The sequence below is a fragment of the Dyadobacter soli genome, assembly GCF_900101885.1.
Classification (GTDB): domain Bacteria; phylum Bacteroidota; class Bacteroidia; order Cytophagales; family Spirosomataceae; genus Dyadobacter; species Dyadobacter soli.
Map to the genome: position 1 here is coordinate 232917 of NZ_FNAN01000004.1, position 25695 is coordinate 258611.

The 25695-nt window shown below is 51.3% G+C and carries 23 protein-coding genes; 8 read left to right on the plus strand and 15 right to left on the minus strand.

The annotated features are described in order from the left end of the window. Positions 1-98 precede the first annotated feature (98 nt). On the minus strand, positions 99-1166 hold the full coding sequence (porQ, locus tag BLQ88_RS07580; protein ID WP_090148134.1) for a type IX secretion system protein PorQ: 1068 nt from the start codon (positions 1164-1166) through the stop codon (positions 99-101). Positions 1167-1251: 85 nt separating this feature from the next. Between porQ and BLQ88_RS07585 the strand changes: the two genes are divergently transcribed. From BLQ88_RS07585 to rbp, 6 genes are all read left to right on the plus strand, one after another. Next, positions 1252-2811 (plus strand): acyl-CoA carboxylase subunit beta, encoded by a 1560-nt coding sequence (locus BLQ88_RS07585; RefSeq protein ID WP_090148135.1) that lies wholly within the window; start codon positions 1252-1254, stop codon positions 2809-2811. A gap of 168 nt (positions 2812-2979) precedes the next feature. Beyond that, positions 2980-4278, plus strand: coding sequence for a Gfo/Idh/MocA family oxidoreductase (locus BLQ88_RS07590; protein ID WP_090148136.1), 1299 nt, complete (start codon positions 2980-2982; stop codon positions 4276-4278). Positions 4279-4332: 54 nt separating this feature from the next. After that, positions 4333-7764 carry a 3-keto-alpha-glucoside-1,2-lyase-like domain-containing protein gene (locus BLQ88_RS07595; protein WP_090148138.1) on the plus strand — a complete coding sequence of 1144 codons (3432 nt, stop codon included), beginning with the start codon at positions 4333-4335 and terminating at the stop codon, positions 7762-7764. An 89-nt stretch (positions 7765-7853) separates the two neighbouring features. Beyond that, the gene (locus BLQ88_RS07600) at positions 7854-8366 is read left to right on the plus strand and encodes an Xre family toxin-antitoxin system antitoxin (RefSeq protein ID WP_090148140.1); all 513 of its coding nucleotides are present in this window, start codon (positions 7854-7856) and stop codon (positions 8364-8366) included. Positions 8367-8377: 11 nt separating this feature from the next. Next, complete coding sequence (locus BLQ88_RS07605; RefSeq protein ID WP_090148141.1) at positions 8378-8833, plus strand: RES family NAD+ phosphorylase; 456 nt, start codon at positions 8378-8380, stop codon at positions 8831-8833. Between the two features lie 217 nt (positions 8834-9050). Beyond that, complete coding sequence (rbp, locus tag BLQ88_RS07610; RefSeq protein ID WP_090148143.1) at positions 9051-9788, plus strand: RNA-binding regulator; 738 nt, start codon at positions 9051-9053, stop codon at positions 9786-9788. A 50-nt stretch (positions 9789-9838) separates the two neighbouring features. Here the strand turns inward: rbp and BLQ88_RS07615 are convergent, their stop codons facing one another. The 8 genes from BLQ88_RS07615 to BLQ88_RS07650 form a co-directional block, all read right to left on the minus strand. After that, the gene (locus BLQ88_RS07615) at positions 9839-10207 is read right to left on the minus strand and encodes a DMT family protein (RefSeq protein ID WP_090148144.1); all 369 of its coding nucleotides are present in this window, start codon (positions 10205-10207) and stop codon (positions 9839-9841) included. After that, positions 10204-11394: an MFS transporter gene (locus BLQ88_RS07620; RefSeq protein ID WP_090148146.1), complete on the minus strand. Its 1191-nt coding sequence runs from the start codon at positions 11392-11394 to the stop codon at positions 10204-10206. The genes BLQ88_RS07615 and BLQ88_RS07620 overlap by 4 nt, the downstream gene beginning before the upstream one ends. 51 nt (positions 11395-11445) lie before the next feature. Beyond that, the gene (gene mutS, locus BLQ88_RS07625) at positions 11446-14040 is read right to left on the minus strand and encodes a DNA mismatch repair protein MutS (protein ID WP_090148148.1); all 2595 of its coding nucleotides are present in this window, start codon (positions 14038-14040) and stop codon (positions 11446-11448) included. A 90-nt stretch (positions 14041-14130) separates the two neighbouring features. Then, positions 14131-14736, minus strand: a complete 606-nt coding sequence (locus BLQ88_RS07630) for a pseudouridine synthase (RefSeq protein ID WP_090148149.1) — start codon at positions 14734-14736, stop codon at positions 14131-14133. A 28-nt stretch (positions 14737-14764) separates the two neighbouring features. Then, on the minus strand, positions 14765-15349 hold the full coding sequence (locus BLQ88_RS07635) for a Uma2 family endonuclease (RefSeq protein ID WP_090148151.1): 585 nt from the start codon (positions 15347-15349) through the stop codon (positions 14765-14767). A gap of 75 nt (positions 15350-15424) precedes the next feature. Continuing rightward, entirely contained in the window at positions 15425-16189 is a 765-nt protein-coding gene (locus tag BLQ88_RS07640) for an exodeoxyribonuclease III (RefSeq protein WP_090148152.1), read from the minus strand. A gap of 21 nt (positions 16190-16210) precedes the next feature. Further along, on the minus strand, positions 16211-18034 hold the full coding sequence (locus tag BLQ88_RS07645; RefSeq protein ID WP_229212614.1) for a hypothetical protein: 1824 nt from the start codon (positions 18032-18034) through the stop codon (positions 16211-16213). 34 nt (positions 18035-18068) lie between these two features. Then, positions 18069-18701, minus strand: a complete 633-nt coding sequence (locus tag BLQ88_RS07650; protein WP_090148153.1) for a hypothetical protein — start codon at positions 18699-18701, stop codon at positions 18069-18071. Between the two features lie 147 nt (positions 18702-18848). On the opposite strand from BLQ88_RS07650, the gene BLQ88_RS07655 reads away from it, so the two are divergent. Next, entirely contained in the window at positions 18849-19406 is a 558-nt protein-coding gene (locus BLQ88_RS07655; RefSeq protein WP_090148154.1) for a DUF4494 domain-containing protein, read from the plus strand. A gap of 94 nt (positions 19407-19500) precedes the next feature. On the opposite strand, the gene BLQ88_RS07660 is transcribed toward BLQ88_RS07655, so the two are convergent. Together BLQ88_RS07660 and BLQ88_RS07665 are read right to left on the minus strand one after the other, a co-directional pair. Then, entirely contained in the window at positions 19501-20244 is a 744-nt protein-coding gene (locus BLQ88_RS07660; protein ID WP_090148156.1) for a hypothetical protein, read from the minus strand. A 61-nt stretch (positions 20245-20305) separates the two neighbouring features. Next, entirely contained in the window at positions 20306-21691 is a 1386-nt protein-coding gene (locus tag BLQ88_RS07665) for an OmpA family protein (protein ID WP_090148157.1), read from the minus strand. Between the two features lie 146 nt (positions 21692-21837). On the opposite strand from BLQ88_RS07665, the gene BLQ88_RS07670 reads away from it, so the two are divergent. Then, positions 21838-22647: a UDP-2,3-diacylglucosamine diphosphatase gene (locus BLQ88_RS07670; protein ID WP_090148159.1), complete on the plus strand. Its 810-nt coding sequence runs from the start codon at positions 21838-21840 to the stop codon at positions 22645-22647. Here the strand turns inward: BLQ88_RS07670 and BLQ88_RS07675 are convergent. The 4 genes from BLQ88_RS07675 to BLQ88_RS07690 form a co-directional block, all read right to left on the minus strand. After that, the gene (locus BLQ88_RS07675; RefSeq protein WP_090148161.1) at positions 22644-23399 is read right to left on the minus strand and encodes a carboxypeptidase-like regulatory domain-containing protein; all 756 of its coding nucleotides are present in this window, start codon (positions 23397-23399) and stop codon (positions 22644-22646) included. The two genes, BLQ88_RS07670 and BLQ88_RS07675, sit on opposite strands and share 4 nt — an antisense overlap. Before the next feature lie 165 nt (positions 23400-23564). Continuing rightward, positions 23565-24398, minus strand: a complete 834-nt coding sequence (locus BLQ88_RS07680; protein WP_090148162.1) for a phosphatidate cytidylyltransferase — start codon at positions 24396-24398, stop codon at positions 23565-23567. Beyond that, positions 24370-24591 (minus strand): putative signal transducing protein, encoded by a 222-nt coding sequence (locus tag BLQ88_RS07685; protein WP_090148164.1) that lies wholly within the window; start codon positions 24589-24591, stop codon positions 24370-24372. Before BLQ88_RS07685 ends, BLQ88_RS07680 begins: the two co-directional genes overlap by 29 nt. A gap of 24 nt (positions 24592-24615) precedes the next feature. Then, positions 24616-25581, minus strand: coding sequence for a CPBP family intramembrane glutamic endopeptidase (locus BLQ88_RS07690; protein ID WP_090148166.1), 966 nt, complete (start codon positions 25579-25581; stop codon positions 24616-24618). Between the last annotated feature and the right edge of the window lie 114 nt (positions 25582-25695).

Genomic DNA, 25695 nt, shown 5'->3' on the forward strand with positions numbered 1-25695 from the left:
ACACCTGACCATCCTTTACAACACCTGACCACTCTTGACAACACCTGACCATCCTTTACAACACCTGACCACTCTTGACAACACCTAACTAAATATGACTACTCTTGACCCGATTTCTTCACAAACCCGTTTTTCAAATTCATCACAACCGAAATGGAGCTGCTGCCAAAGCCGGGGACGTATTGCGCCCGGCCGTAGCCGACTTCAAACCGCTTAATGCGCAGCCACGCGCCGAATGAGAAACCGGCTAATGCACCCCGGTTGTTCAGGCGGAGCTCCTGCCTTCTCAAATGGTCGTAACCAAGCAGGATACGGAAATTGGGGTGAGCGAGTATTTCTGCTCCAAGTGATAAATGCCTGCCGAGCTTTTCAGCGACGCCCGTCTTTTTAGGCAGTTTATTGCCATTGAGGTCATAAGTGTAAAACAGATTCGGATCATTGTAAACCATATCGAAACGGTTCAAATGATGCGCCGTCAGCGAAACCCGGATGGGCATATATTTAGGTTTGAAAGTCACTCCTACCCGCATATCCAACGGCAGTACCGGCGTATTCCCGCCATTGTAGTTCTGCTTTAAAAAACCAAAGTTTTTGGCAACGAAACCAATGGTAAGGTCTTCCCTCGGGTGCCGGAATGTAGCCCCCCAATCGAATGCCATTCCCCAGGTTTGGTAGCTTTCGATGGACGCCCCGACGAATTTGGCCGTTGCACCGAGCGTGAATGCGCCTAATGTGTGCCCATAACCTGCCGAGAGGCCATAATCGGCCGCCCGGAACTCCCCTACTACATTTCCGATGTCGTCGGTTTCCTGCATGGTGCCGTAGTTCAGGTATTGCAGCCCCACCGCCCAAATGCCGCCGGTTTTGCGGAGACGGTTGGCATAACCCATATTCACAAACTTGGTATCCGCCAGGTAAGGCATCAGGTTCAGCGACACATTGTTAATCTTCGCCGTATCGAGCAATGCGGGATTTTGGAGGAACAATGCAGGATCATTCCCCTGCGCGGTGATATGGTTGGAACCCAGCGCGGTACTGCGCGCCTGGGCAGGTAATTGCAGAAAATCCAGTCGTGAGCGGCCGCCCGTTACCTGCGCGTATGAGACATTCCACAGCGTGCAGAGCCCTATGATCAGGAAAAGCAAACCACATCCTGTCGACCTCATAAACGTCCAATAATTTCCCGAATCATTAAAATGCAGCTATATTTATAACCGTTCACCAACAAATGTAACCATATCCCCGCATTACATGGAATCCGTATCCGCCGCTGTTTCAAAAAAAGAACTTTTAGACCAAAAAAATGCTGAGGCTGAGCTGGGCGGCGGTGAAAACAGGATCCAGGCGCAACATGCCAAGGGCAAGCTCACAGCCCGCGAACGCATTTCCATCCTGCTCGATAAAGGTTCTTTTGAAGAAATAGGCCGGTTTGTAATGCACCGCAGCAAGGATTTCGGGCTGGATAAGGAGCATTACCTCGGCGATGGCGTCGTGACCGGTTATGGCAAAGTCAATGGCCGGCTCGTGTACGTGTTCGCGCAGGATTTCACGGTTTTCGGTGGCTCGCTTTCGGAGACCCATGCCGAGAAAATATGTAAACTCATGGACCTGGCCATGAAAAACGGTGCCCCGCTCATCGGCCTCAACGACTCCGGCGGCGCGCGCATTCAGGAAGGTGTGCTTTCGCTGGCGGGTTATGCCGATATTTTTTATAAAAACACATTGGCTTCCGGTGTAATCCCGCAAATCTCGGCGGTAATGGGCCCCTGCGCAGGCGGCGCCGTGTATTCGCCGGCGATCACGGACTTTATATTAATGGTTGAAAACACGAGCTATATGTTCGTGACGGGGCCTAATGTCGTTAAAACCGTTACGCACGAGGAGGTAACTTCCGAAGAGCTCGGCGGGGCAATGACGCACGCGACAAAATCCGGCGTGACGCATTTCGTTTCTGCTAACGAGGTCGAATGCCTCCAATCCATTAAAAAATTACTGAGCTACATGCCGCAAAACTGCGAGGATGACGCCCCGCGATACCCCTACACGCCCGGCGACGAGCTGCGTCCGGCATTGAACACGCTCATACCCGGGAATGCGAACCAGCCGTACGACATGCGGGAGGTGATCACCGAGCTTTCCGATCCCGACAGTTTCTTTGAAGTACATGAAAATTTCGCCGAAAATATCGTCGTAGGCTTCTCGCGCATTGCCGGCCGGAGCATTGGCATTGTGGCCAATCAGCCTGCGGTACTTGCCGGCGTTCTCGACATTCATGCAAGCCAGAAAGCCGCGCGTTTCGTACGCTTTTGCGATTGTTTTAACATCCCGTTACTGGTTTTGGAAGATGTTCCTGGCTTCCTTCCCGGCACCGATCAGGAATGGAATGCGATCATCAGCAACGGCGCGAAGTTGCTGTATGCATTCTGTGAAGCCACCGTCCCGCGCATTACCGTGATCACGCGTAAAGCGTACGGGGGCGCGTATGATGTGATGAATTCCAAACACATCGGCGCGGACATGAATTTCGCCTGGCCATCTGCTGAAATCGCCGTGATGGGTGCGAGCGGCGCGGCTGAGATTATCTTCAAACGCGAGATTGCCCAAGCGGAGAACCCTGCCGAAAAATTGCAGGAAAAAATCGACGATTACACCACCAAATTCGCCAATCCTTACCGTGCCGCCCACCGCGGTTATATCGACGAGGTGATCTACCCCGACCAAACCCGTGCGAAGCTCATCCGGGCATTCGAAATGCTCGAAAACAAGGTGGATGTATTGCCTAAAAAGAAGCACGGCAATATCCCATTGTAACGAGCACGCAGCGCGTATTGCCTGTTTTTTGCTACTTTCTTGTCGATTTCGCAGCCTTACCTCATTAATATCAGGTAATGCCCGGGAATGCTTTGGCGCATTCCTCATATTGTCCTAATTTCACAAGCACTAAACAATCACAATTACTTCCTAAAAGAACCTTAACGAATGAAAGAAGAGAAAGGAACGTCCGCAGGCGAAGCCTCTCCGAAGGGCACTTCCCGCAGGAGCTTCATCAAGGGCTCGCTGGCCACGCTGGCCACGGTTTCAATCGTTCCCCGCCATGTACTGGGGAAAGGTTACCTCGCCCCGAGCGACACGCTCACCAAAGCCATCGTCGGCACCGGCTCCATGGGGCGCGGCCACATTCCTTACGCAGGCACCAAAGTGGTTGCATTGTGTGACGTGGATAAAAAGCACCTCGACATTGCCGTAAACATGGTGGATAAGGGCGTCAAAACCTTTTCCGATTACCGCGAGCTGATCCAGCTGCCCGAGGTGGACATCGTGCACGTTGCCACGCCCCCGCATTGGCACGGCATTATCGCCGCCGACGCCGCCCGCGCCGGTAAGGATGTATGGTGCGAAAAGCCGATGACGCGTACGATCGGCGAAGGAAAACGCCTCGTGGAGGCTGTGCAGCAGCATGGCCGGGTGTTCCGTCTCAATACCTGGTTCCGTTTCGAAAGCAATTTCTACGGAATGAATACAACCGTAAAACCCATTAAGAAGCTCGTTCAGAGCGGATTGCTCGGCTGGCCATTAAAAGTGACCGTGAGCAAGCATACCGGTTTCGACTGGAAGTTTTATTGGGTAGGTAAAACAAATAATGCGCCACAGGCGGTACCGGCCGAGCTCGACTACGATATGTGGCTCGGACCAGCCCCCTTCAAGCCGTACAGCGAACACCGTGTGCACCAGACGTTCCGCGGCTACTGGGATTACGATGGCGGCGGATTGGGCGATATGGGCCAGCATTACATCGACCCTATCCAATATTTCCTTGGAAAAGACGATACCAGCCCCGTAAGCGTCGAAGTGGATGCGCCCCAGCAGCATACCGAAGCCGTAGGAACCTGGCGCCGCATTACCTACACTTATGCCGATGGCTGCCAGATCGTGCTCGACGGCGAAGCCAAGGATGATAAAGTTGCCTACATCGAAGGCCCGAAAGGCAAGCTATACCCCAATTTCAAATCGGATATTCCGGACCTGGAAAAGAAACTCGCCGCATTCCCCGATCCCGAACCGCAGGTTACCGACTTTGTGGACGCTGTTAAGAACCGCAAGAAGTTCGCATTGAACGAAGAAAACGGCCATCGCTCGTGCACGATCGTAAATATGGGCCTCATTGCATTGCGCCTCGGCCGCTCGCTGAAATACGATCCTGACAAGCAGGAATTTATAGACGACGAAGGTGCAAACCGGCTCATCAACCAGCCAATGCGTGCTCCCTGGACCATTTAAAAACCTAACAGCTAACCTGACAGGCCTCCCCGGCTTGCGGCAACGGCATATCCGATGAAAAAAAGACTTTACCCTATAATGGCCCTCTGCCTGGCTTCCTCGCAGCTCATGGCCCAATCCGACAATTCGCTCGACGCCAAAGTCAAAGCCGTGTTGTCGAAATTCCCTTCCCAGAATGAAGCGGCATTGAAGAAAAACATGGAAGAACTGGCGCAGCTCGGCAAGCCCGGCCTCGTGCAGATTGCTTCCATGCTCACGCCTTTGGGCAAAGGGGATAATACTAAAATACAGTTCGCATTGGGTGGTTTCACCTACTATGCATCCCAGGCCGGCAAAGAGGCATTGCGCAAGGACGCTGCCGAAGCCTATGGCGAAGCATTGTCCAAAGTGAATGATCCCGACAGCAAAAACTTCCTCATTTACCAATTGCAAACGGTTGGTAAGGATGAGTCCGTGGAAGTTTTGAAGGGGTATCTCAAAGACGAAAGGCTTTCACAGCCGGCGGCGCGCACATTATCCCGCATTGGTTCACCTGCTGCCGGTGCTGCATTGCTCCAAGCGCTGGGTAATGCCAACGGAAGCGCGCAGCTGGCGATCACCGAGGCATTGGGTGGCGCGCATTACAAAGAAGCGGCGGGCGCTATTGAAAAAACAGCCGCGAGCAACGAGTTGAACCTTCGTAAAGTAAGCTTGTACTCCCTTTCGGAAATCGGTGCTCTTTCTTCCGAGACGATTCTGGCGGGAGCTGCGCAAAAGGCTGCTTATGGCTATGACGAGGCCGATGCAACGGCGGTTTACCTGAAATACCTTGCTAATCTGGCCGCCAATGGCAATGGAGCAGCAGCGGAGAAGTCAGCGCTTGCACTGATCAAGGCGACGCCGGATGTGAAACAATCGGCCACGCGCTCTTCCGCATTGAAGATTTATTCGGATATCAAAAAGAGAGAGTCCGTACCGGTGCTGGTAAGCGCATTGCAAAGTACCGACGCGCAATACCGTGCGGCTGCATTAAAACTCGGCCAGAAATACCTGATGGCTGATGGCACTACGCCTTGGTTGAATGCATACAAAAAGGCTAATCCAACGGTCCAAGCGGAGATTATTACCATGCTCGGCCGTGCGGAGTCGAAAGATGCATTGCCTGTGGTACTGAAAGCGCTTACTTCGAAGGATAGCAAAGTAAAAACGGCTGCTATTTGGGCGGCTGGCAGAATCGGGCAGGAAAGCAGCGTTGCGAAACTGATCCCGGTTTTGAAAACAGCTAATGCAGACGAGGTAGGAGCAGTGAAAAGCAGCCTGCTGACGATCAAAGGCGCTTCCCTGGTAGATCAGGTTGCTACGGCCATTCCTACTGCGCCTGCTACTGCCCAATCGGCGCTGATCGACGTGCTGGCTGCGCGTGAGGCGAGCGCCAAATTGCCGGTTGTTTCTGCGCAGTTGAAGAATTCCAACCCCGAAGTCCGTAAATCGGCATTCAATGCACTGAAATCGCTGGCTACCGGTAATGATTTGCCTCAGCTCTATACTTTGCTGAATAGCGGTGGCACAGCCGAGGAGGTTACCGCGACGCAACTGGCTATCAGTGCGGCCATCAAAGAAAGCGGTGACGCAAACAGCCAAACGGAGGCGATTTTGAAACAAATACAGGCCTCTCCCGCCGACAAACAAGGCAATTACCTCCCGGTACTGGCCAGCATTGGCGGCAAGAAAGCATTGGCGGCGGTAGTGGAAGCTTCCCGCAATGCTGCTCAAAAGAAACAGGCGATTGCGGCGCTTTCCGCATGGACGGACGCCAGTGCAGCCAAAGAACTACTTGCGATTGCACGCACCACTTCCGATTCGGACGATTTCAATGCGGCATTGACAGGCTATGTGGCAGCAACCGCGAAATCGGGCAAAACTGCCGCTAACAAAGTGATTATGCTCCGCGAAGCATTGGCCATTGCCAAAACCGATGCCCAGAAAGAAGCCATTTTGAAAGAACTGGGTCGTAGCCGCACATTCAATTCATTGTTACTGGCCGGCAAATACCTCGACAATGCTGGTACGCAGCAAGCCGCGGCACAAGCGGTGATGAACATCGCATTGGCGAACAAAAACCTGTACAGCGCCGAGATCCGCGCGCTTTTGACCAAAGCGGCACCGCTTTTGAAAGGCCAGGACGCCGATTACCAGCGCGAATCGATCCGCAAGCATTTGGCTGAAATGCCTGCCGGTGAAGGTTTCGTTTCGTTGTTTAATGGTAAAGATTTGTCGGGCTGGAAAGGTTTGGTGCAAAACCCGATCGCACGTCGCAAAATGGGCGCGGATTCTTTGGCTTACAAACAAAAAAAGGCGGATGAGTCCGCATTCAAGGATTGGTTTGCCAAAGACGGCGAGCTGGTTTTCTCCGGCCACGGCGATAACCTTTGCACCGTAAAGCAATACGGCGACTTCGAAATGTACGTCGACTGGCAGATTCAGAAGGACGGCGACGCCGGCATTTACCTGCGTGGTACACCTCAGGTGCAGATCTGGGACACCTCGCGTGTGAGCGTAGGCGCGCAGGTAGGCTCGGGAGGACTTTATAACAACCAGAAAAACCCCAGCAAGCCTTCCAAAGTAGCCGACAATGCCATTGGCGAATGGAATACTTTCCACATTACCATGATCGGCGACCGCGTATCGGTGGATTTGAATGGCGAGAATGTGGTGGATAATGTGGTACTGGAAAACTACTGGGACCGCAGCCTGCCGATTTTCGCGAAAGAGCAGTTAGAATTGCAGGCACACGGCAACGAGATCCACTACCGCGACATTTACGTCCGCGAAATCCCACGGCCTGAATTCACACTGCCCGAAGCGGAGCAGAAAGACGATTTCAAAGTGCTGTTCGACGGTACCAATATGTTTGAATGGGTTGGCAACAAAACCGACTATTTCATCCAGGACGGAGAGCTCGTGGTTGATCCGAAAAAGGGCGGCAAAGGCAATCTCTACACCAAAGACGAGTACAGCGATTTCGATTTCCGTTTCGAGTTCCAGCTCACACCGGGCGCTAACAATGGATTGGGTATCCGTACGCCGATGGAAGGCGATGCCGCTTACGTAGGCACCGAAATCCAGATCCTGGACAATGACGCCGAGATTTACAAGGATTTGCATGAGTACCAATACCACGGCTCGGCTTATGGCATTATTCCAGCCAAAAGAGGCTTTCTGAAACCGAATGGTGAATGGAACTACGAAGAAGTGCGCGTGCAAGGCTCAAAAATCAAGGTAACCCTGAACGGCACCGTAATCCTCGACGGCGACCTCGCCGAAGCCAGCAAAAACGGCACGGTCGATCACAAAGAGCATCCGGGCCTTAAACGAACCAGCGGCCACCTCGGCTTCCTCGGCCACGGCTCCGAACTCAAATTCAGGAACATCCGCATCAAGGACCTGACCAAAGTGGCGCCGGAGCCTGTTGAAACAGGAAAGAAAAAGAGTAAGAAGAAAAAGTGATTTACGAAATGCCCTGCTATTTGCGGGGCATTTTTAAATTCGTACATTAGTATAAAATTATACTTAACTGAGTAGATATTTAAATCACCATGAAAAAGCACACACCTAAAAATTACCCTGAGCCTGGGGACCTGCCCGGCCCTGCGTTTAACGAGCCTTATGTTGCCTACCATGGCACGCCACATCCGGGCATTATCTTTAAAACTTCCCTGCAAAAGCCGGAAAGCCAGATGACCAGCTTTCAGAAGATCGATATGATCCGGAAGGGGATCAGCAAAAATGATTTTGAGCGGTTCAAGGACAAGGCGGGATTGGATTATGATCAGCTTGCGCACGCATTGTCCGTTGCGCGTGCGACGCTGATCAATAAAAAGGGGGATGAGAAGTTCAATCAATCTTTAAGTGAGCGGATTGTGAGCCTGGCGGATATTTATTCATATGGCTATGAGGTTTTCGAAGATATCGAGCGCTTCAACGACTGGGTTTTCAGGCCTAACCAAGCATTGGGCGGTCAGCGGCCTTTTGATTTCCTGGACAACCAGTTTGGCCGGGAGGAGGTCAAAAACCTGATCGGGCGCATTGATTACGGGGTTTATTCTTAATGCCGTAGCCGATGATCGTGTACAGAGTCGGGCGCACACGTTACGCCCACGACCTCGATGGCGAGGGCGCCCGCCTGCATGGCGGCCGCTGGAACCACCCACTTACGCCCTGCATTTACACCTCCGAAAGCCGCGCGCTGGCATTATTGGAATACACCGCGAATGTGAACATCGACGACATTCCGAGGGCGCTCAGCATTACGACATTTGAAATAGACCCGGCGTATATTCTGGATCTGCCTGCAAGCGCATTACCGGGCGACTGGAAGTATGCGCCAGCACCCGCGTCGACCAAGGATTTCGGCACGGCATTGCTCCGGAAAGCCGATTACGGGGTCATCAAAATCCCGTCGGCGATCATGGAAGACGAGTTCAATTACCTGCTCAACCCCCTATTCCGCAAAGCTACCGTCTACACCATTCAGTCGGTCCGAGATTTTGTTTACGACGTCCGACTCAAATTATAGAGAAAAATTAAAAAATGCCCCCTTGGATCACTTTGGGCAATTTTATTTAGCTTTGATATAATAATCAGAAAATCAAGACCGAGAAAAGTAAATATGCCGGGTTTGGCTCTTGATATGAAAATAAAAGCTATCCGGTGGTTCGCATAGATTTCGTGGCATTTCAATTCGAGTAAACATATTTTTTTTACATCTAAATCAATAAAAAACAAGGCGTTTCATGGACATTTTTGTTGGGAGTCTTTCTTTTAAGTTAAAGGAAAGCGAGCTGCGTGAAGCTTTCGAAAAGTATGGCAAAGTTAGCTCGGCGAAAATTATCATTGACAAGATCACGCGTCAAAGCAAAGGTTTCGGGTTTATAGAAATGCCCGATGAAGTGGAGGCCAGAACCGCCATTAATGCATTGAACGGGGCGGACATGTATGGCAGGCCACTCGTTGTGAATGAATCCCAAAAGAGAGAACCCAGAGGCGACGGAGGTGCTCCGCGACCCGATAACCGCAACCGCGAGGGTGGATACAATCGGGAAGGTGGATATAACCGGGAAGGTGGAGGCAATCGTGAAGGAGGCTACAACCGCTCGCCAAGACCGGCCGGTAATGACGGCCCTGGCGGGAGTAGACCGTACCCGACCGATGACAGGAATACAGGCAGGGACCTTAACCGCGCATCGTCATCCGACGACGACGATCAGGACGACGACGACGCACCAAGCGCACCAGCCAGACCTGCCGAGCGCAGTTTTGGCGACCGCAGCTTCGCCGGTGGTGGAGGTGGTGGAAACAACTTCCGCCAGCCCGATAAACAACGTGACAAAGGACACCACGACCGCAGTCATGATCACAACCGTCACCAGGGAGGCAGACCCAAGACCGAAGATCGTTACAGCAACAAAAAAGGCGGAGGCGGTTCGAAAGATTACGGCCGCCGGTTCGGTGGTGGCGACGATTGGGATTGATACATTACATCATAAAAAAAGCCTGCAAGTGATCAACTTGCAGGCTTTTTTCATTTCCTGAATATGAAGTAAACCGCCAGGACGAGAAAGACGAACCCGACGAGATGGTTCCACCGGAATGTCTCCGTTTTGAAAAACACCAGGGTGAAAACGGTGAATATGACCAGTGTGATCACTTCCTGGATAACTTTCAGTTCCACCAGCGAAAACGGGCCTCCATTCTCTTTGAAGCCGATGCGGTTGGCGGGAACCTGAAAACAATATTCAAACAGGGCTATTCCCCAGCTGATAAGGATGATGGAGAACAGCCCCAGTTTGCTAAACCAACCCAGCTCCTTGAATTTCAAATGCCCGTACCATGCCATTGTCATGAAGGCATTGGACAATATCAGAAGGCCGATGGTCAGGAAGGATTTCATGCGGTTGCCTTAACCTTGTTATCCCGGAAGAACAACACGAAAAGTACCAAAACCACCGCCGCAATGCCCGCAGGTACCATCCAGATGGACGTCCAGTTTTTCACATTGTCGACCGTGTACATATCTGCTACCACACCGGCGATCCATGAACCGATACCCATTCCGATACCGTAGGTAGCGATGGAGATCAGGCCTTGCGCAGACGAGCGGTATTGCTCACCAGCTTTGCTATCCGTGTAAATCTGGCCGGTAACGAAGAAAAAGTCATAGCAAACACCATGCAGAACGATTGCGAGGTAAAGCAGCCATTCGCTGGAAGCGTCGCCGTAACCGAAACCGATGAAGCGGATGATCCACGCCACAAGTCCTACCACCAGCATCCATTTCACGCCGAAACGGGCAAATGCGAGCGGAATCAAAAGCATAAACACCACTTCGGAAGCCTGGCCGAGCGACATTTTATTCTCAACGTTGGTCATACCCGAATCCGTCAGCGATGGGTTGGCCATGGCGTAGTAGAACGACAGCGGGATACAGATCAGCAGGGAAGAAATGAAGAAGATCGCGAAAGAGCGGTCTTTGAATAATTTGAATGCATCCAAACCCAAAATATCGGAAACCGATGTGTGTGAGGTTGGTTTTGGAGGGGTATCAGGCAAAAAGAAAGAATAAACACCCAGGAATGCCGCGGTGAACATCGAAATCTTGAAAATCAATGCAGTACCACCGATTTCGTAGTATCCGATAATGTTCGTCACCGCGATCCACGCCACAGTTCCCATTACACGGATGGCCGGAAAGTCTTTTTCAGAGTTGGTAACCTGCTGCATGGCAATGGACGTCGTGAGCGACATGGCGGGTGCAAAAGTGATGCAATAGGCCAATATCACCCAGAAGAACGTGTCGGGGTCTTTCACTTCCGACAGGACATACAAAATCGCCGCGCCTGCGAGGCTTAGCACGCCCAGCACTTTCTGCGCCGCGAAGTAACGATCGGCGATCATCCCCACGAAAAATGGCGCGATGATCATCGCAATGGAGAATGCGGCATAAGCATTTCCCACCTGGACGCCCGTTGCGCCCAATTCTGTAAACATATACTTACTCATTTGCCCGTACCATGCTCCCCACACAAAATAGAGCAGGAACATCATGGCCATCAACTGAAAGCGGGTGGAGTTTTTCATAAACTAGGTTAGCGGTTATAGGGAATTGATTGGTATTATATTAAACATAGATTATTTCTTGACGAGCTTCTGGAACTCATTCAGTTTCAGCAATGCTTCGATGGGAGATAGTGTGTTTACGTCTACGAGCAGCAGCTTTTCTTTCAGTTCGTCGAGCTTGGGGTCGGCCGGTTCGAAAATGCTGAGCTGGAAGTTGTTTTTCGGAATGTCTTTCACGCGCTTTTTGTGCTCATGCGCTACGTGGTCTTTTTCCAGATGGTGCATGATCTCGCTGGCACGGAGCACGATCGGCTGCGGCATGCCGGCGATCTGCGCCACGTGGATACCGAAGCTGTGCGCGCTGCCGCCAGGTTTCAGTTTCCGGAGGAAGACCACCTTGTTATCCACTTCCTTTACGGCTACATTGAAGTTTTTGATGCGCGGGAAGTCCTCGGCCAGCTGGTTCAGTTCGTGGTAATGCGTTGCAAAAAGCGTTTTGGGACGGCAATTGGATTGGCTATGCAGGTATTCGGTAATGGCCCAGGCAATGGAAACACCGTCGTAAGTACTCGTCCCACGACCGATCTCGTCCATCAGCACGAGGCTCTTGCTGCTCAGGTTGTTGAGGATACTGGCCGTTTCGGTCATTTCGACCATGAACGTACTTTCCCCTTTGCTGAGGTTATCGCTCGCTCCTACCCTGGTGAAAACCTTGTCCACCAGCCCGATCGTCGCCGATTTTGCCGGCACGAAACTACCCATTTGCGCCATGAGCACAATCAATGCGGTCTGCCGGAGCAATGCGGATTTACCGGCCATGTTCGGACCGGTGATGATGATGATCTGCTGGCTCGCGTCGTCGAGGTAGACATCGTTCGGTACGTAGCTTTCGCCCACGGGCAACTGCTGTTCGATTACCGGGTGGCGTCCTTCTTTGATATCCAGCTCATTACCTTCGCTGATCACCGGTTTCACATATTTGTTTTTCCGGGCAGCCAATGCAAACGAGCTCAGCACATCGAGCGCCGAGATCACCAATGCATTTTGCTGGATGGCAGCTACATATTCGGCAGCCGTTTGCACAATTTCACTAAATAGCCTGAACTCGATCGCCGAGATCCGGTCCTCCGCATTCAGGATTTTTTCCTCGTATTCTTTGAGCTCCGGGGTAATATATCGTTCCGCATTCACCAGCGTCTGCTTCCGGATCCAGTCGGACGGAACCTTGTTCTGATGTGCGTGGGTAACTTCGAGGTAGTAGCCGAAAACCTTGTTATAGGCGATTTTGAGTGAGCCAATGCCCGTCCGTTCAATTTCGCGGTTTTGAAGTTTGATCAGATAATCCTTACCCTCGTAAGAAATGGCATGCAGTTCGTCCAGTTCACTGTCCACGCCGCTTTGGATCATCCGGCCCTGGTTGGAGAGTACCGGCGCATCCTCGCGGAGCTCCCGTTCGATTTTATCAACCAGCGCCTCGCACGCGTCCAGTTGCGCGGCAAACTTGTCCAGAATGCCGCCCGCCAGCAATGCTTTTACGGGTGCGATCTGTTTGAGTGATTTTTTAAGCTGAACCAATTCCCGCGGATTGATACGCCGTACCGCCACTTTGGAAATCAGTCGTTCCAGGTCGCCGATCTGTTTGAAATACCCTACCAGCGACTCGTGGAGTTCTTCTTTCGCGAGGAAATGCTCTACCGTGGCGAGACGCTCTTCTACTGGCGTCTTGTCTTTCAACGGCAGCACCATCCATTTCCGTAACTGCCTCGCACCCATAGGCGTCACCGTATGATCGAGAATGTCGATCAGCGGCACCCCGCCTTCCTGCTGCGCATACACGAGTTCCAGGTTCCGGACCGTGAAACGATCGAGCCACACGTATTTCTCTTCTTCCAACCGCGTAATGCGGCTGATATGCGCCACTTCCTTATGCTCCGTTTCGCGGAGGTAATGCAAAATCACACCCGCCGCGATAATACCCAGCGGAAGCGATTCGATGCCGTAACCTTTTAAAGTAGTAGTCTGAAAATGCCCGGTAAGTTGCTCGTAGCCATAATCATAGCCGAAGCACCAGTCTTCCAGGTGAAAAGTATGGTATTTGCCTCCGAAGAGCTCGTTGAATTCCTGTTTGAACTTCTTGCAATACAGCACCTCGGCCGGGCCGAAGCCTTGCAGCATTTTATCGATGTAAGCCGCATTACCCTGCGAAGCCATGAATTCACCCGTCGAAATATCGAGGAAAGCGATTCCGTAGAGTCCGTCCGCGCCATTATGCACCGCCGCCAGGTAATTGTTCTTGCGGATGTCGAGCACATTGTCGTTGAACGACACGCCCGGTGTTACCAGTTCGGTTACGCCGCGTTTCACAATGCCCTTTGCCGTTGCTGGATCTTCGAGCTGGTCGCAAATCGCCACGCGCTCGCCTGCGCGAACAAGCTTAGGCAGGTAGTTGTCCAGCGAGTGGTGTGGAAAACCGGCCAGTTCCTCGTGCGCGCCGCCGTTGTTCCGGCGCGTGAGCACGATGCCCAGGATCTTGGAAGCCCTTACCGCATCCTCTCCGAAAGTCTCATAAAAGTCACCAACCCGAAACAGCAGCAGTGCTCCGGGATATTGGGCTTTGATCTGATTGTATTGTTTATTAAGCGGAGTTTCTTTGTGTGCCTTTGCCAATTATCAGCCTAATTTTTAAGAACAAGGATTTGTACAAAATTAAGCCTTCTCTCCGGTTTGGCAAGTCAGGGCAAATGATTTATACCGTCGTCAAAAGGTCCTTTCATAAAAAAGTTTAGCCTCTTTCGGTGTAACTTCCCATACGTCCCCTGGTTTAGGAAATTTTATTTTCTTATCCGCTAATGAAATTTTTCCGATAGACCACCGCACCAGCCGGAGTGTCGGGAAACCGACCGCCGCCGTCATTCGCCGCACCTGCCGGTTCTTCCCTTCATGCAATGTAACCGACAGCCACGAAGTAGGGATATGCTGCCGGAAACGGATCGGCGGGTTGCGCTCCGGTAATGCCGGTTCTTCTATTTTGGAGACCTCGGCAGGGAGTGTTTTGTATTGTTTTCCATTGATGGAAATCGCCACGCCGCTTGACAGCTGCCGGCAAGCCTCATCCGTCACCTCGCCTTCCACCTGCACGTAATACGTACGCGTGTGCCGGTTGCGCGGTTCGAGCAGTTTTGTTTTAAGGAAATTGTCATTCGTCAGCAGCAAAAGCCCTTCGCTATCGGCATCAAGCCGGCCGACGGGGTAAATGTCTTTGGCAAATGTAAAATCGAGATCGGCCAGCGTCTGATGATCGCCCTCGCGGGAGAATTGCGAGAGCATGTTGAATGGCTTGTAGATGAGGAAGTATTGGAACAAAATAATGTAAATTAATGAAGGTCAGTACTTAACTGACCCATTTACTCAAATTGAGCGTAAAACCTGGTAGCACATCCTCCCCGGATAGAACTGCATTTATCTCGACGGTTTCAACCGACCCATCCGAGCGGAATATTCGAACCTTTTTGTCTAACCGGTCGATAAGCCAACCAAGTCTCGTACCATTATCAATGTACTCCTTCATTTTGCTAATGAGGTATTTCAATCCGTCCGAATCAGATCGTACTTCCACCACAAAATCGGGACATATCGCAACGAAGCGATCTTTCTTTTTATCAGACGCTACCCTTGCCCATCGCTCCTTTTCAACCCAAGACATGTCAGGAGCTCTGACAGCACTATTGGGTAATGTGAAGCCTGCGGCAGAATCAAATACTTCGCCTAACCCGGATTCCGCATTCCAGTTATACAAGGCCGCCAGTACGTGCGGATGAAAATTACCTGTAAAAGTCCCAGTTGGTGACATAAGAATAATGTTTCCATGCGAGTCCCTTTCGAACTCTAGTGTGTCATTGATTTGGCAGAACTCAAAGAATTCTTCATCGCTCATCGGCCTAACCGTTCTAAAAGTCGTCAGCATCTCGGTATCCATAGGTCATTGAGTTTTCGCTTCTACCAAAAATAAACAATTATCACCTGCATTAAAACACCCATTTCCCCAGATGCATCATTGAATTTCCAACCACACCGGACAGTGGTCCGAATGGACGGCATCATTGTATTGCCGGCTGGCGAGGATTCGGGGTTTGAGGGGTTCGGAGACGGAAATGTAGTCGATACGCCAGCCCTTGTTATTGCCGCGGGCGCCGGCGCGGTAGGTCCACCAGGAGTATTGGCGCAATGTCGGGTTCATGAAACGGAAGGCGTCGGTGTAGCCGTTGGCGAACCATTCGGTCATCCAGGCGCGCTCTTCGGGAAGGAAACCGGACGATTTCTGGTTCCGTACCGGATCGTGAATGTCGATTTCTGTGTGCGCGATATTATAGTCGCCGCAGATGACCAGGTTCGGGCGCTCTTTCCGCAATTCATTTACCCAAATATAAAAATCGGCCAGGAAGCGCATTTTTACGCCCTGGCGTACGTCGCCGCTGGTACCCGACGGGAAATAGCAGTTGAGCACGGTAATGTCACCAAAGTCGGCCCTCAGTACACGGCCTTCCGAATCATAAGCCGGAATACCGCAGCCGGCTACCACATTATCGGGTTTGATTTTGGAAAAAATAGCTACGCCGCTGTACCCCTTTTTCTCGGCCGCATGCCATCCCGCGAGTTCATAACCCAGCGCCCGGAGGCCCGAGAGGTCGACCACGTCGGGTGTGGCCTTCACTTCCTGGAAACAAAGAATATCGGCAGGCGTGGTTTGCAGCCATTCCAGCAGGCCGTTTTTTAATGCGGCACGGATGCCGTTCAGGTTATAGGTAAGTATTTGCATAAATGAGGGCGCCGTTCAGGCTTAGTAAAAGAGTACCTGCTTTCCGGTACCAGCCGACTCCCATTGCCGGGAGTCATTGCGGGACATTATCCACGCCCGGTATTTTCCCTCGGGAAGCTTGGGTTTGTAAAGCGAGTACTCGTAATTGTTACTGTAATATGAGGCTTTTTGCAAGAAATCGGAAACACTATTCGGTTGCGGAATGGCCGGGAGCACGATATTATGCCGTGGCGATTCGAGGACAATGTAAAAAGTCTCCTCTTGCGGTTTTTCAGGTGTGACAAAAAACCGGAAGTACTTGTCGGGCAGGTTGTTCACGCTATTTCTGTATTGAAATTTGGCACCGAAAGTGCCGATAAACGGCTTTCCGGTAGCTGTCTTGCGGATCAGATCTTCCTGGGCAGGCATGTCGTAATATTGGTAGAAATCCGTGATGCCGTCCGATTCGAGGCCGATGATAAGGTCGCGCATGCGCGTGGGATGGTTCCAGAACGGAATATCGGTGAATACATCCCCAACGGTGAGAAATGTCTTGTAGTTTTTCCAGAAGTAGCTATCGATCACCAGTTCGTCGTGCAGCCTTCTGATGGAAACAATGGAGGTGAAGTAGCTTACGAAGTTCAACCCCAGAAAAAACAGCATTGCGATGATCGCTACCAGGTTGTTCCACCGTTTGAAATTCTTCAAAAACACCACCACACAAACATAGCAAACCGCCACCAGCACCACCCCGAATATCATATACCGCCTCGAAAACACGGTACCGCCGTACATGACGTAGTTGTTGATCGGACGGCTGATAACGAACATTGCGCCCGTACCCATCACGAACATCATCGCGCCCAGCAGCAGCCAGTCGGAGAAGGTGGGCTTGCGGGTGAGGAATATCCTTCCTGCCCAAATTGCAAATACCAATGCAAGCCCGGCCCCCAGGAACACGCAAGCGATGAGGTCCTGATGCAATACCGGCACGAGCGGGTGCCGGACGTCGAGGTACAATGCATTGCCCCAGAAAGCCATCACGAAGATCGCATTGAAAACCGGGTGGTTCCACACTTTTTCGCCCTGCGAGCTGATGAACTGGTAGTCGAAAAAGAAATAGAAAAGCAGCACGGCCGCGCTGCCGACGATCCACCATAGCAGGTTTTTGACGCGCTTTTGCAACGCCAGCATGACCATTCCGACGATCCACGCCAGCAATCCGCTTCCACTGGTAAAGGTGGTCAGCAATGCGGCGATGAGCGCGATCCGGAAGCCCTTATCGTCTTCGCGCGCCAAGCCGTAGGCGGTGAGCATCGCAAAGAAGATGAGGGGCGTGTTTTGCAACGCTGCTATTCCCCAATAGGCGTTTTCAAAATAAACCAAGTTGAAAAGTATGTACGGAACCGGGATGAACCAATACCAGGTAATGCGCTCCTTTTTCAGGCCCAGGTAAAGCAGGTAAGCTATTCCGAGCATGAAAAGATCCCCGATGATGATCTGCGTTTTGATATTCACCGTGCCCGTAAGCAGGAACATAATGAGCATTACAATGCGCTCGAAGCCGAACCGGTGCTGGTTTACCTGTTCGAAGAGCGCTTTGAGCATGTTCGGAAAGCTATCGGCATTGCGCAGCTTTTGAACGGTTTCGAGCAGGTTAAAATCGTCGGTGTAGGGAATGTTGACGAGGTGTGCGTCGAGGAGCATGAAGAAGTAAATAACCGGAAGCGCGATGAGCCCGATACCGAGCCATTGCCGCATACTTTTCATTTTTTCAATTAAGAACGTAGCTCCGAACAGCAGCAGCAATGCTACGACGACGCTGTAATACTCAAACAAATGAGGATCTTCTAGAAATAGCTTCAAAACACGGTGGTATTAGGGGACTAACTGAACCAGGTTACCGCGCACCGGTGATCATCTGGCTGGTGATTTGCTTTTCAAAAGTAATGTAACCGGGGTAATTGACCTGCTTCCCAGCGATATCCAATGTCGGACGGACTTTTACGACGAATTTCGAAGGTTTCGCATCAGACTTGCCCGTTAGCGCGAGGATCATGTTAATGAACTGGTCACGCGTTTGATCGTTCGAAAGCAGCTGGTACGCATTCGTTTGCAGGCTCACGGGCACACGTGTTGGCGTGGTACCCGGCAGTACTTCGATCAGCTGGCTCAGGTAGCCATTGAATATCTCGCTTTCGGTAAGCAATACTTTGTATTCCAATTGGTTTATCGCGGCGCGTTTGCGGGTCGGGTTGGTAATATCCACATTCACACGGAGGTTCAGGGGCACATTTTTTCTCAGCAAACCCATTGCCAGACCAGGATATTTGGCCAGGTCGAAATCGTTGAAACTTCTGAGATTCCGGAATTCACGGACATCGATACCGGCGAGGTAGACGCTATCGACCGATGCGATATCATATTTACAATCACCAAAAACCTTCGCTTCCGAAACCTGGCGACTCACGCCGCAGCTTGTCATTACAGCCGCAACAAGTACGATTACGGCCATCCAAATGTGTTTTTTCATTACAATGTATTTTACGCAAGTTAAACAGTAGGTATCAGAACGCATACCAAGGGCAGCGATTATTAGTTTAAGGAGTTATTTTTTTGCGTGCTTTCGAGCCAGCATCTACATTTGCAGACTCAAATTTTCACCCAATCGACACGAACAATGGCCAGCTGGTATTTAGGAAAAATTCGGTATCAAAAAGAAGATGAAGCAGGAAGGTTGAAAACGATCAATGAGACGTATCTGGTGGATGCGGTTTCATACACCGAGTCGGAAGCGAGGCTGTACAAGCAGATCGTGACGGACGCCAGCGATTTTAGTGTAACCGCCATCAGCAGAATGCGCCTGGCGGATCTTTTTGCCTACGAAGACGGCGAGCAGTGGTTTAAAGCAAAGGTCATTTATTTCTCCGTGGACGAAAAAAGCGGCAAAGAGAAGAAAATCGTCAACTATATGCTGGTCAATTCCGAAGGCATCCAGCAGGCCCTCGACCGGATCAACGAAAGCATGCGCAACTTCCTGATCCCCTACGAAGTGACGGACATTAACCTTACGCCGATCCTCGACGTATTCCCATACTCCGCAGACGAGGACAAGGAGCCTGAAATTCCGGCCAATATGCGCCCTCTGAGCGAAGTTATGGCAGAACGGGCGCAGGCTACCGAAGCGGCGCCGACCGAAGCCGCGGTTCCGAATGAAGTTTCGACAGAGAATGCATAATTGTCAGTCTGAGCGGAGTCGAAGACAGTCCGTACCGCGAACATCGCGCATACGCTTCGACTCCGCTCAGCGTGACAAGGCGCTCAAAAGCGTCTTAATCATTCACCTTCAACACCGCATACCCCTTCGCATTCGCCGTGTAAGGGTCTTTCCCGAAGGCTTTCAGCTTCAAAACCACGTCCTTCGAGTTAATCTCCGAAAGCAGCAGGTCCGACGGCAACAGGTTCATATAATCGAATGAAACCGGCAGGCTTACGGCGCTTTCCACGAACTCGAGGCCGTAGATAGGGTACACGCTGAATGGGGTTTTCGTAAGCCATATTTTTTCCTGACTGCCGGAGGTGGCGTAGGTCAGGTCATACTCGGTGCTGGTAAGGCCAAATTCCTCCCTTTTGTTCTCCGTGGGAACAACGTAGGTTTTGAAATCGTCCTGCTGCTGCTTTTTGGTATCGACATCCGGCTTGAATTCTTTCACCGTTTCATTGACCCTCACTTTTTTACCGTCTTCGTCCGTCCCGCAGAAAATGTATTTCCCATCCGGAAAACCGATCACAAAATCGAACGACTTGCCGCCTTGTCCAAAACTCGTTTCCTTCACAAAACACATGGCGCCGGTAACGGGGTCCAAATGCACTTTCAGCGTACCCTCGGTCTTGTCGGACTTGTTCTGGTAATCAAAAACCAATGCGTGGCTGAAATAATATTGCCCTTCCTCGGGCTTCCAAAGCAGGGCGCGCTGCTTGTCGGCGGGTATCTTTTTCGGGGCTTGTGCGGATGCAGACAAGGCGGCGCCCAAGAGGCATGCCGAAAGGGCGAAAATGGCTAGGTATCGTTTCATTGCACGGGTTCTTTAAAATGGTTGCAAGCTAGAAAGAGCCTGCTGAAAAACCATACCATCGCTACAATTTAACAAACTCGACCCGCCGGTTGCCCGCTTTGCCTTCCGGCGTGGTGTTGGCTGCCGCAGGTTCCGTTTCTCCTTTACCGTCTGTTTCCATGCGCGAGCCATCGATGCCGAAGTCGGCCGAGAGCGCCGCCCGCACCGCTTCCGAGCGTTTTTTCGATAATGCCAGGTTCGCCGCATCGTCGCCATCGGAATCGGTATGCCCGATAATTTTAACTTTCACGGTACTATTTTCGGTTAGTACCGCCGCGATTTCCTTCAATGTACCATAGGATTCCGGCTTGATCGTCGCCGAGTTCACATCGAAATGAATGCCGGTGGTCGAGAATTTCCCTTCCGTTACCAGCTTGCTGCGCGTGTCCGGCGCACCCACCGCGAGCCGGAGATCGGAAATGAAATAGCGGTTGGCTTGCTCGTGATAGCCGTGGTTGGAGAATGCGATGAAATTGTATTTGCGGGCAGCATCGAACGCCCTCGGCAGGTCCCAAACCTTGAAATCGTCAACATACAAGCGCAGCCGGGTTTTCTGCCGCCACACCGAAACCTTCACGACATTGTGCTCCGGCACGTGGAATGCAGGAAAACTCTTTTCGTTTTTCATCAAAGAGCCGCCGTCTTCGCCAAATACATTGAACGACGCAATGCCTTGGCTACCACCTGCGTCTTTGGGATGCAGGCCCATCTCGACACCATTCTTCTTGCCCCCGTCGTACCATTTCCAATTGGTAAATTCCTTCGCAGGTGTCCCTACCTCCGCGATTATCGTTCTCAAAAAGCCTGTGTAAAAACTAAATTCCGAAGTGGTCGCCAGCCTGAATTCGAGCGTGAAATTCTCCGGCAATGCGGTTACAAACTCAGGGTAAAAAACGCCTTCAGGTCCCAGCATCAGCCATTTTCCTTCGGTACCTTCGATCGTCACAACTTCTCCCGAAGAATTTGTATTCCATTTGGCCGGAAAATCGCCCACTGCGTCCTGCGCGAAGTCTTCTACCGCTACAATCTTCGCCCCTGGAATGAAATCGAATTTGCTGTAAGATTTAAGCGTGGCTTTTCCGGGCTTCGCCCCCGCGCTTTCGCCAGCCGCACCATTTCCGGGCCCTTCCGTTTGGGCACCGCTACCGCCGGCGTTTCCTTGCGCTCCGGTTTTGGCAGGTGTTTCCGCGGCTTTTTTATCTTTCTTTTTAAAAATATTCCCAATCCCTTCCTCCAACGAATCAAAACCCTTGTCAACCGCCTGATCGATTTTACGGTTCGCCCGGTTCTCGGCTTGTCGCTCCACTACCCTGCCCGGATCGTTGATCCTCACCTGTGCCACAGACATTCCCGAGGTCCCGGCCAGCACCAGCGCAAGGCCGGCAATTCTGTTCGCTATCTTTCTCATGTGCTAAATTGAATGGGGTGAATACTATATTCAATTTACGCATTTGGCAGAACTGCCTGACATTATTTGAGTTAGTGGTTAAACGACACATCAGTGCAGGCATTTTCCGCGAACATCGTAAATTGCAGCGCATTTGCCTTATCTACATGAGTTTTTCATTCCAGCAAAAAAACATTACCCTTGCCCCGGGGCGCCGCATTTACTTCGCGTCGGACTTTCATCTCGGCGTTCCCACCGCCTCCGCGAGCCGCGAGCGCGAGAAACGCATTGTTAGCTGGCTGGAATCGATCAGGCACGATGCGCAGGTAATATTCCTGGTGGGTGATATTTTTGATTTCTGGTTTGAATACAACCGCGCCGTACCGAAAGGCTTCGTGCGTCTGCTTGGGAAACTGGCCGAACTGGCCGACGAGGGGATCGAGCTGGTGATTTTTACGGGCAATCACGACATGTGGATGTCGGGTTACCTTACCGAAGAACTCGGCGCGCCCATTTACCGCAACCCGGTGAGCTTTAACATTACCGCTCAAACTGGTCAGAAGAAACTGCTGGTAGGCCACGGCGACGGGTTAGGTCCCGGCGACCATACCTACAAGTTTTTGAAGAAAGTATTTGAAAATAAGTTTTTCCAATGGCTCTTCCGCGTGGTGCACCCGGATGTGGGCATGTGGATCGCTTCCGAATGGTCGAAGCGCAGCCGGCTGGCCAATGTGAATAAGGGGGAAGAGCGGTTTCTCGGCGCGGATAATGAGTGGTTATTCCAATACTGCCGCGAGGTGGAGGCAGCGGCACCGCACGACTATTACATTTTCGGGCACCGGCATTTGGTGCTGGATATGCACGTCAGCGCCCATTCGCGCTACATTAACCTTGGCGAATGGGTTACCCAGCAACATTATGCCGTATTTGACGGGAATGATTTGGTATTGAAAAGATTCGAACCGGCAGCGAATTAATCGCTGCTTCTCTTCTTCTGAACTTCCAGTTCGGCGGCGCTCGGCGCAATGAAATCCTGCTTGGTGATATTTTCACGCGGGGTCGCATTCAGCTCCTTACTCCAATCCTTCTGTTTCAAATCCCCGTTTTTAACCGATTTGATAAACTTCGCCCAGGCAAACGGGTTCAGGAAAGGAAAACTCGTGGCAAAACCCTTGTTCGCTGCCGATTCGCGCCCGAACATCAGCTGGTCCATCGAATAGCGGTAATTGGTCTGCGCGTTGTTCGGCACTTGCGCGGCAAGGCGGTTGATATAATCCGGGTCCGTACTTTTTGCCAATGCGTCGCGATCGGCCTGATCGGGCAATTTGAGCGCGAGGAATGCCTTTTTAAATTCTTCTTCCGTAGAATAAGGGTAGATCGTCACACCGGAGAGCGTCACGACGTCTTCGCGCAGGGCCACGATCGCCGAGTAGATATCCGTGTTATAGCCTCTCGGTATAATGTGGTATTGCTTTTTAAAACCCACATAACTGAACACGATACTATCGCCTGGAAAAACCGGGATATCGAAGGAACCGTCGCCCCTGGCAAGCGTACCCCGCCCTGCATTCACGATAAAAATACTGGCACCCGGCAAGCGCTCGGTGGATTTACCTCCCACGACCACCCCCGAGAAGATAATCGCTTTCTTTTCACCCTGAGCAAAAGCTTCCCTTCCGCACAACATTCCCGCCAGCACGAGGAAAAATATTAAAAGACTCCGTTTCATTCCTTCCAGATTACGCCCCGGGAAAGCCCGGCAACTTTGATTAGCACAATGATAAATTTTCCTTCAAATGGTGTCTGCCAAAAGCTTGTAAAAATTCCGTTCCTTATTTTACAAACGACCTGAGTAACCGGGCATTGCCCTGTGAATTATACAAAGCGGTTTTACTCAGGAAAATAACTTCAAAAATGTAACAATAAATGGCGCCGACAATAAAAGGCCGTCAAAACGGTCGAGGAAGCCGCCGTGGCCGGGAATACTGCTTCCCGAATCCTTAATGGCAATGCTCCGTTTGAACAGTGACTCCACCAGATCCCCGTAAGTACCCACCACCACGATAATCGCGCCGATGCAATACCACTTCCAGGGTTCGAAGGTACGGAAATAATGCCCCAGCGCAAATGCGATAATGCCCGCAAAGACCGCGCTGCCCATCGATCCTTCCCAGGATTTTTTGGGAGAAATGCGTTCGAACAGTTTCCTTTTCCCAAACTTCGTGCCTGCAAAATACCCTCCGATATCCGAAGCCCAGAGTAGCAACAGGCTACCGAGCACGATTTCGTAGTTGTAAGTCCCTCCGCGCAGCGCCATCACGATGATCAATGCGAAGGGCAATGCCACGTAAATGATGCCCAGGAACGTAAACCCGATGTTCGTAAAGGGTTTCAGGTCGTTTTTTTTGTAGAGTTTGATAAAAAAGATCATCGACAGCAGCGGGCTGATGATGAAGTAGTTTTCAAACTCGACAATGTCCTGTTCAATCAAATACGCAAGAAGTATCATGACTGTGCCACAGAAGGTACCATAATAGGTAAGCGGCTGGTTACCGTCGAGCCCGAGCAGTTTGTAAAATTCGAGCTGCGTGAGGGAACTGATAGCGCAAAAAAGCAGCAAAAACGACCATTCACTGTAAACTATGGAAGTGATAATGACAAATACGCCCGCCAACCCGGTGATGGTCCTTTGCTGTAAATTACTCAGGTTGTTCAAGCGCTGCTTCATTCGTCAGTATTGTTTGGGCCTTTTCGAGATCGGCCGCGGGCACATGCACTTCAAAGTTTCCGAAAATCGGGTAGCTGCTATCCTGTTTGTTCACAATCACCGCTCCGATCCCGTTTTGTTCCAAAATTTCACGGGCTATTTCAGCCCGTATCGCCTGTCCGCTCTGGTAGGCCTTCGCCCAATTCTCCTCCATTATTTTCTGAAATGTTAAATTATCTTAAAAGTTACGCGGGATGCTCGTTCCCGCCCTTTGCCCGTTCTTTTTAACTACACCTAAAATGGCCGTGGACACCACCAGGGAAGCCAGAATGAGCAGTATCGGCATCGATTTCGCCTCCTCGATATTGATCTCCACCAGACCCACATTGTGTAAATACATCATAACCAGCACAAAGCCGTTATTGACGAAGTGCGCCAGGATCGCGACCCACAAATTGCCGGTCCAATAATACAGATAGCCGAACAATGCACCAAGCATCATCCGGGGTAAAAAGCCGTAGAACTGGAAGTGAATAGCGCTGAAAATAGCCGCCGAAAGCCAGATCGCCACGTGGATGTTACGCAATTCAAGGTATAACTTCGACTGGATCACCCCTCTGAAAAGAATTTCCTCGCCAAGCGCCGGCAAAACCGTTACCACAAACAATGCGATCAGTAGCTGCCCGAAACTGGTATAGCTCGTCAGAAATTCGGTCATCACCGAGAGCTGGTCCTCCTTGTCGCGCATCCATTTTTCCAGGCCGGACAATGCGTCCGGCAGATCCATCGCCTGGTTCCATTCGATAAACTTGCTGTTCACCGGGATAAATGCCAGCACCAGCACGAATGCAAGCGCCCAGATGTACGGCGCGGGTTTCCGATCGGTATTCAGGTCGGCAATGCTGCGGCGTTCGATATAAAACCAGTAAATGAGTGTCGGAAGCAAATAGGAAAAGAAATGCACGGTACCCTGCATGATCATCAGGGCATTCCATCCGTTTGGTATTTTTTCGGGTTCTGCAAAAAGCTGGGTGAGCAGCGCTGTAACGCTCTCGGTGTCCGCGCCGAGGTAAATCGCCAGGGCCATAACCGCCAGTACATTGCCTACGGCCATACCGATGAGCATGAAGCCCACCAATACCAATAAACTGCCCCAGGTGCCGGGTACGCGCGAAACAACCAGATTCGGGTTACTATTTTGCATAATTGGTGTAAATTTACAGTTTATTATCAATTTATAAATAAGGGCTTCGCAAACCGGCCGCGTTCAAAGGGTTACGTTCCCGCAGACCCTTTCCGGCACATATTACTGCGAAGC

Bases quoted from the DNA above. Each gene is read 5' to 3' on its own strand.
- porQ (WP_090148134.1), bottom strand. From the start codon at position 1,166: ATGAGGTCGACAGGATGTGGTTTGCTTTTCCTGATCATAGGGCTCTGC.
- BLQ88_RS07585 (WP_090148135.1), top strand. From the start codon at position 1,252: ATGGAATCCGTATCCGCCGCTGTTTCAAAAAAAGAACTTTTAGACCAA.
- BLQ88_RS07590 (WP_090148136.1), top strand. From the start codon at position 2,980: ATGAAAGAAGAGAAAGGAACGTCCGCAGGCGAAGCCTCTCCGAAGGGC.
- BLQ88_RS07595 (WP_090148138.1), top strand. From the start codon at position 4,333: ATGAAAAAAAGACTTTACCCTATAATGGCCCTCTGCCTGGCTTCCTCG.
- BLQ88_RS07600 (WP_090148140.1), top strand. From the start codon at position 7,854: ATGAAAAAGCACACACCTAAAAATTACCCTGAGCCTGGGGACCTGCCC.
- BLQ88_RS07605 (WP_090148141.1), top strand. From the start codon at position 8,378: ATGATCGTGTACAGAGTCGGGCGCACACGTTACGCCCACGACCTCGAT.
- rbp (WP_090148143.1), top strand. From the start codon at position 9,051: ATGGACATTTTTGTTGGGAGTCTTTCTTTTAAGTTAAAGGAAAGCGAG.
- BLQ88_RS07615 (WP_090148144.1), bottom strand. From the start codon at position 10,207: ATGAAATCCTTCCTGACCATCGGCCTTCTGATATTGTCCAATGCCTTC.
- BLQ88_RS07620 (WP_090148146.1), bottom strand. From the start codon at position 11,394: ATGAAAAACTCCACCCGCTTTCAGTTGATGGCCATGATGTTCCTGCTC.
- BLQ88_RS07635 (WP_090148151.1), bottom strand. From the start codon at position 15,349: ATGGATACCGAGATGCTGACGACTTTTAGAACGGTTAGGCCGATGAGC.
- BLQ88_RS07640 (WP_090148152.1), bottom strand. From the start codon at position 16,189: ATGCAAATACTTACCTATAACCTGAACGGCATCCGTGCCGCATTAAAA.
- BLQ88_RS07650 (WP_090148153.1), bottom strand. From the start codon at position 18,701: ATGAAAAAACACATTTGGATGGCCGTAATCGTACTTGTTGCGGCTGTA.
- BLQ88_RS07655 (WP_090148154.1), top strand. From the start codon at position 18,849: ATGGCCAGCTGGTATTTAGGAAAAATTCGGTATCAAAAAGAAGATGAA.
- BLQ88_RS07660 (WP_090148156.1), bottom strand. From the start codon at position 20,244: ATGAAACGATACCTAGCCATTTTCGCCCTTTCGGCATGCCTCTTGGGC.
- BLQ88_RS07665 (WP_090148157.1), bottom strand. From the start codon at position 21,691: ATGAGAAAGATAGCGAACAGAATTGCCGGCCTTGCGCTGGTGCTGGCC.
- BLQ88_RS07670 (WP_090148159.1), top strand. From the start codon at position 21,838: ATGAGTTTTTCATTCCAGCAAAAAAACATTACCCTTGCCCCGGGGCGC.
- BLQ88_RS07675 (WP_090148161.1), bottom strand. From the start codon at position 23,399: ATGAAACGGAGTCTTTTAATATTTTTCCTCGTGCTGGCGGGAATGTTG.
- BLQ88_RS07680 (WP_090148162.1), bottom strand. From the start codon at position 24,398: ATGAAGCAGCGCTTGAACAACCTGAGTAATTTACAGCAAAGGACCATC.
- BLQ88_RS07685 (WP_090148164.1), bottom strand. From the start codon at position 24,591: ATGGAGGAGAATTGGGCGAAGGCCTACCAGAGCGGACAGGCGATACGG.
- BLQ88_RS07690 (WP_090148166.1), bottom strand. From the start codon at position 25,581: ATGCAAAATAGTAACCCGAATCTGGTTGTTTCGCGCGTACCCGGCACC.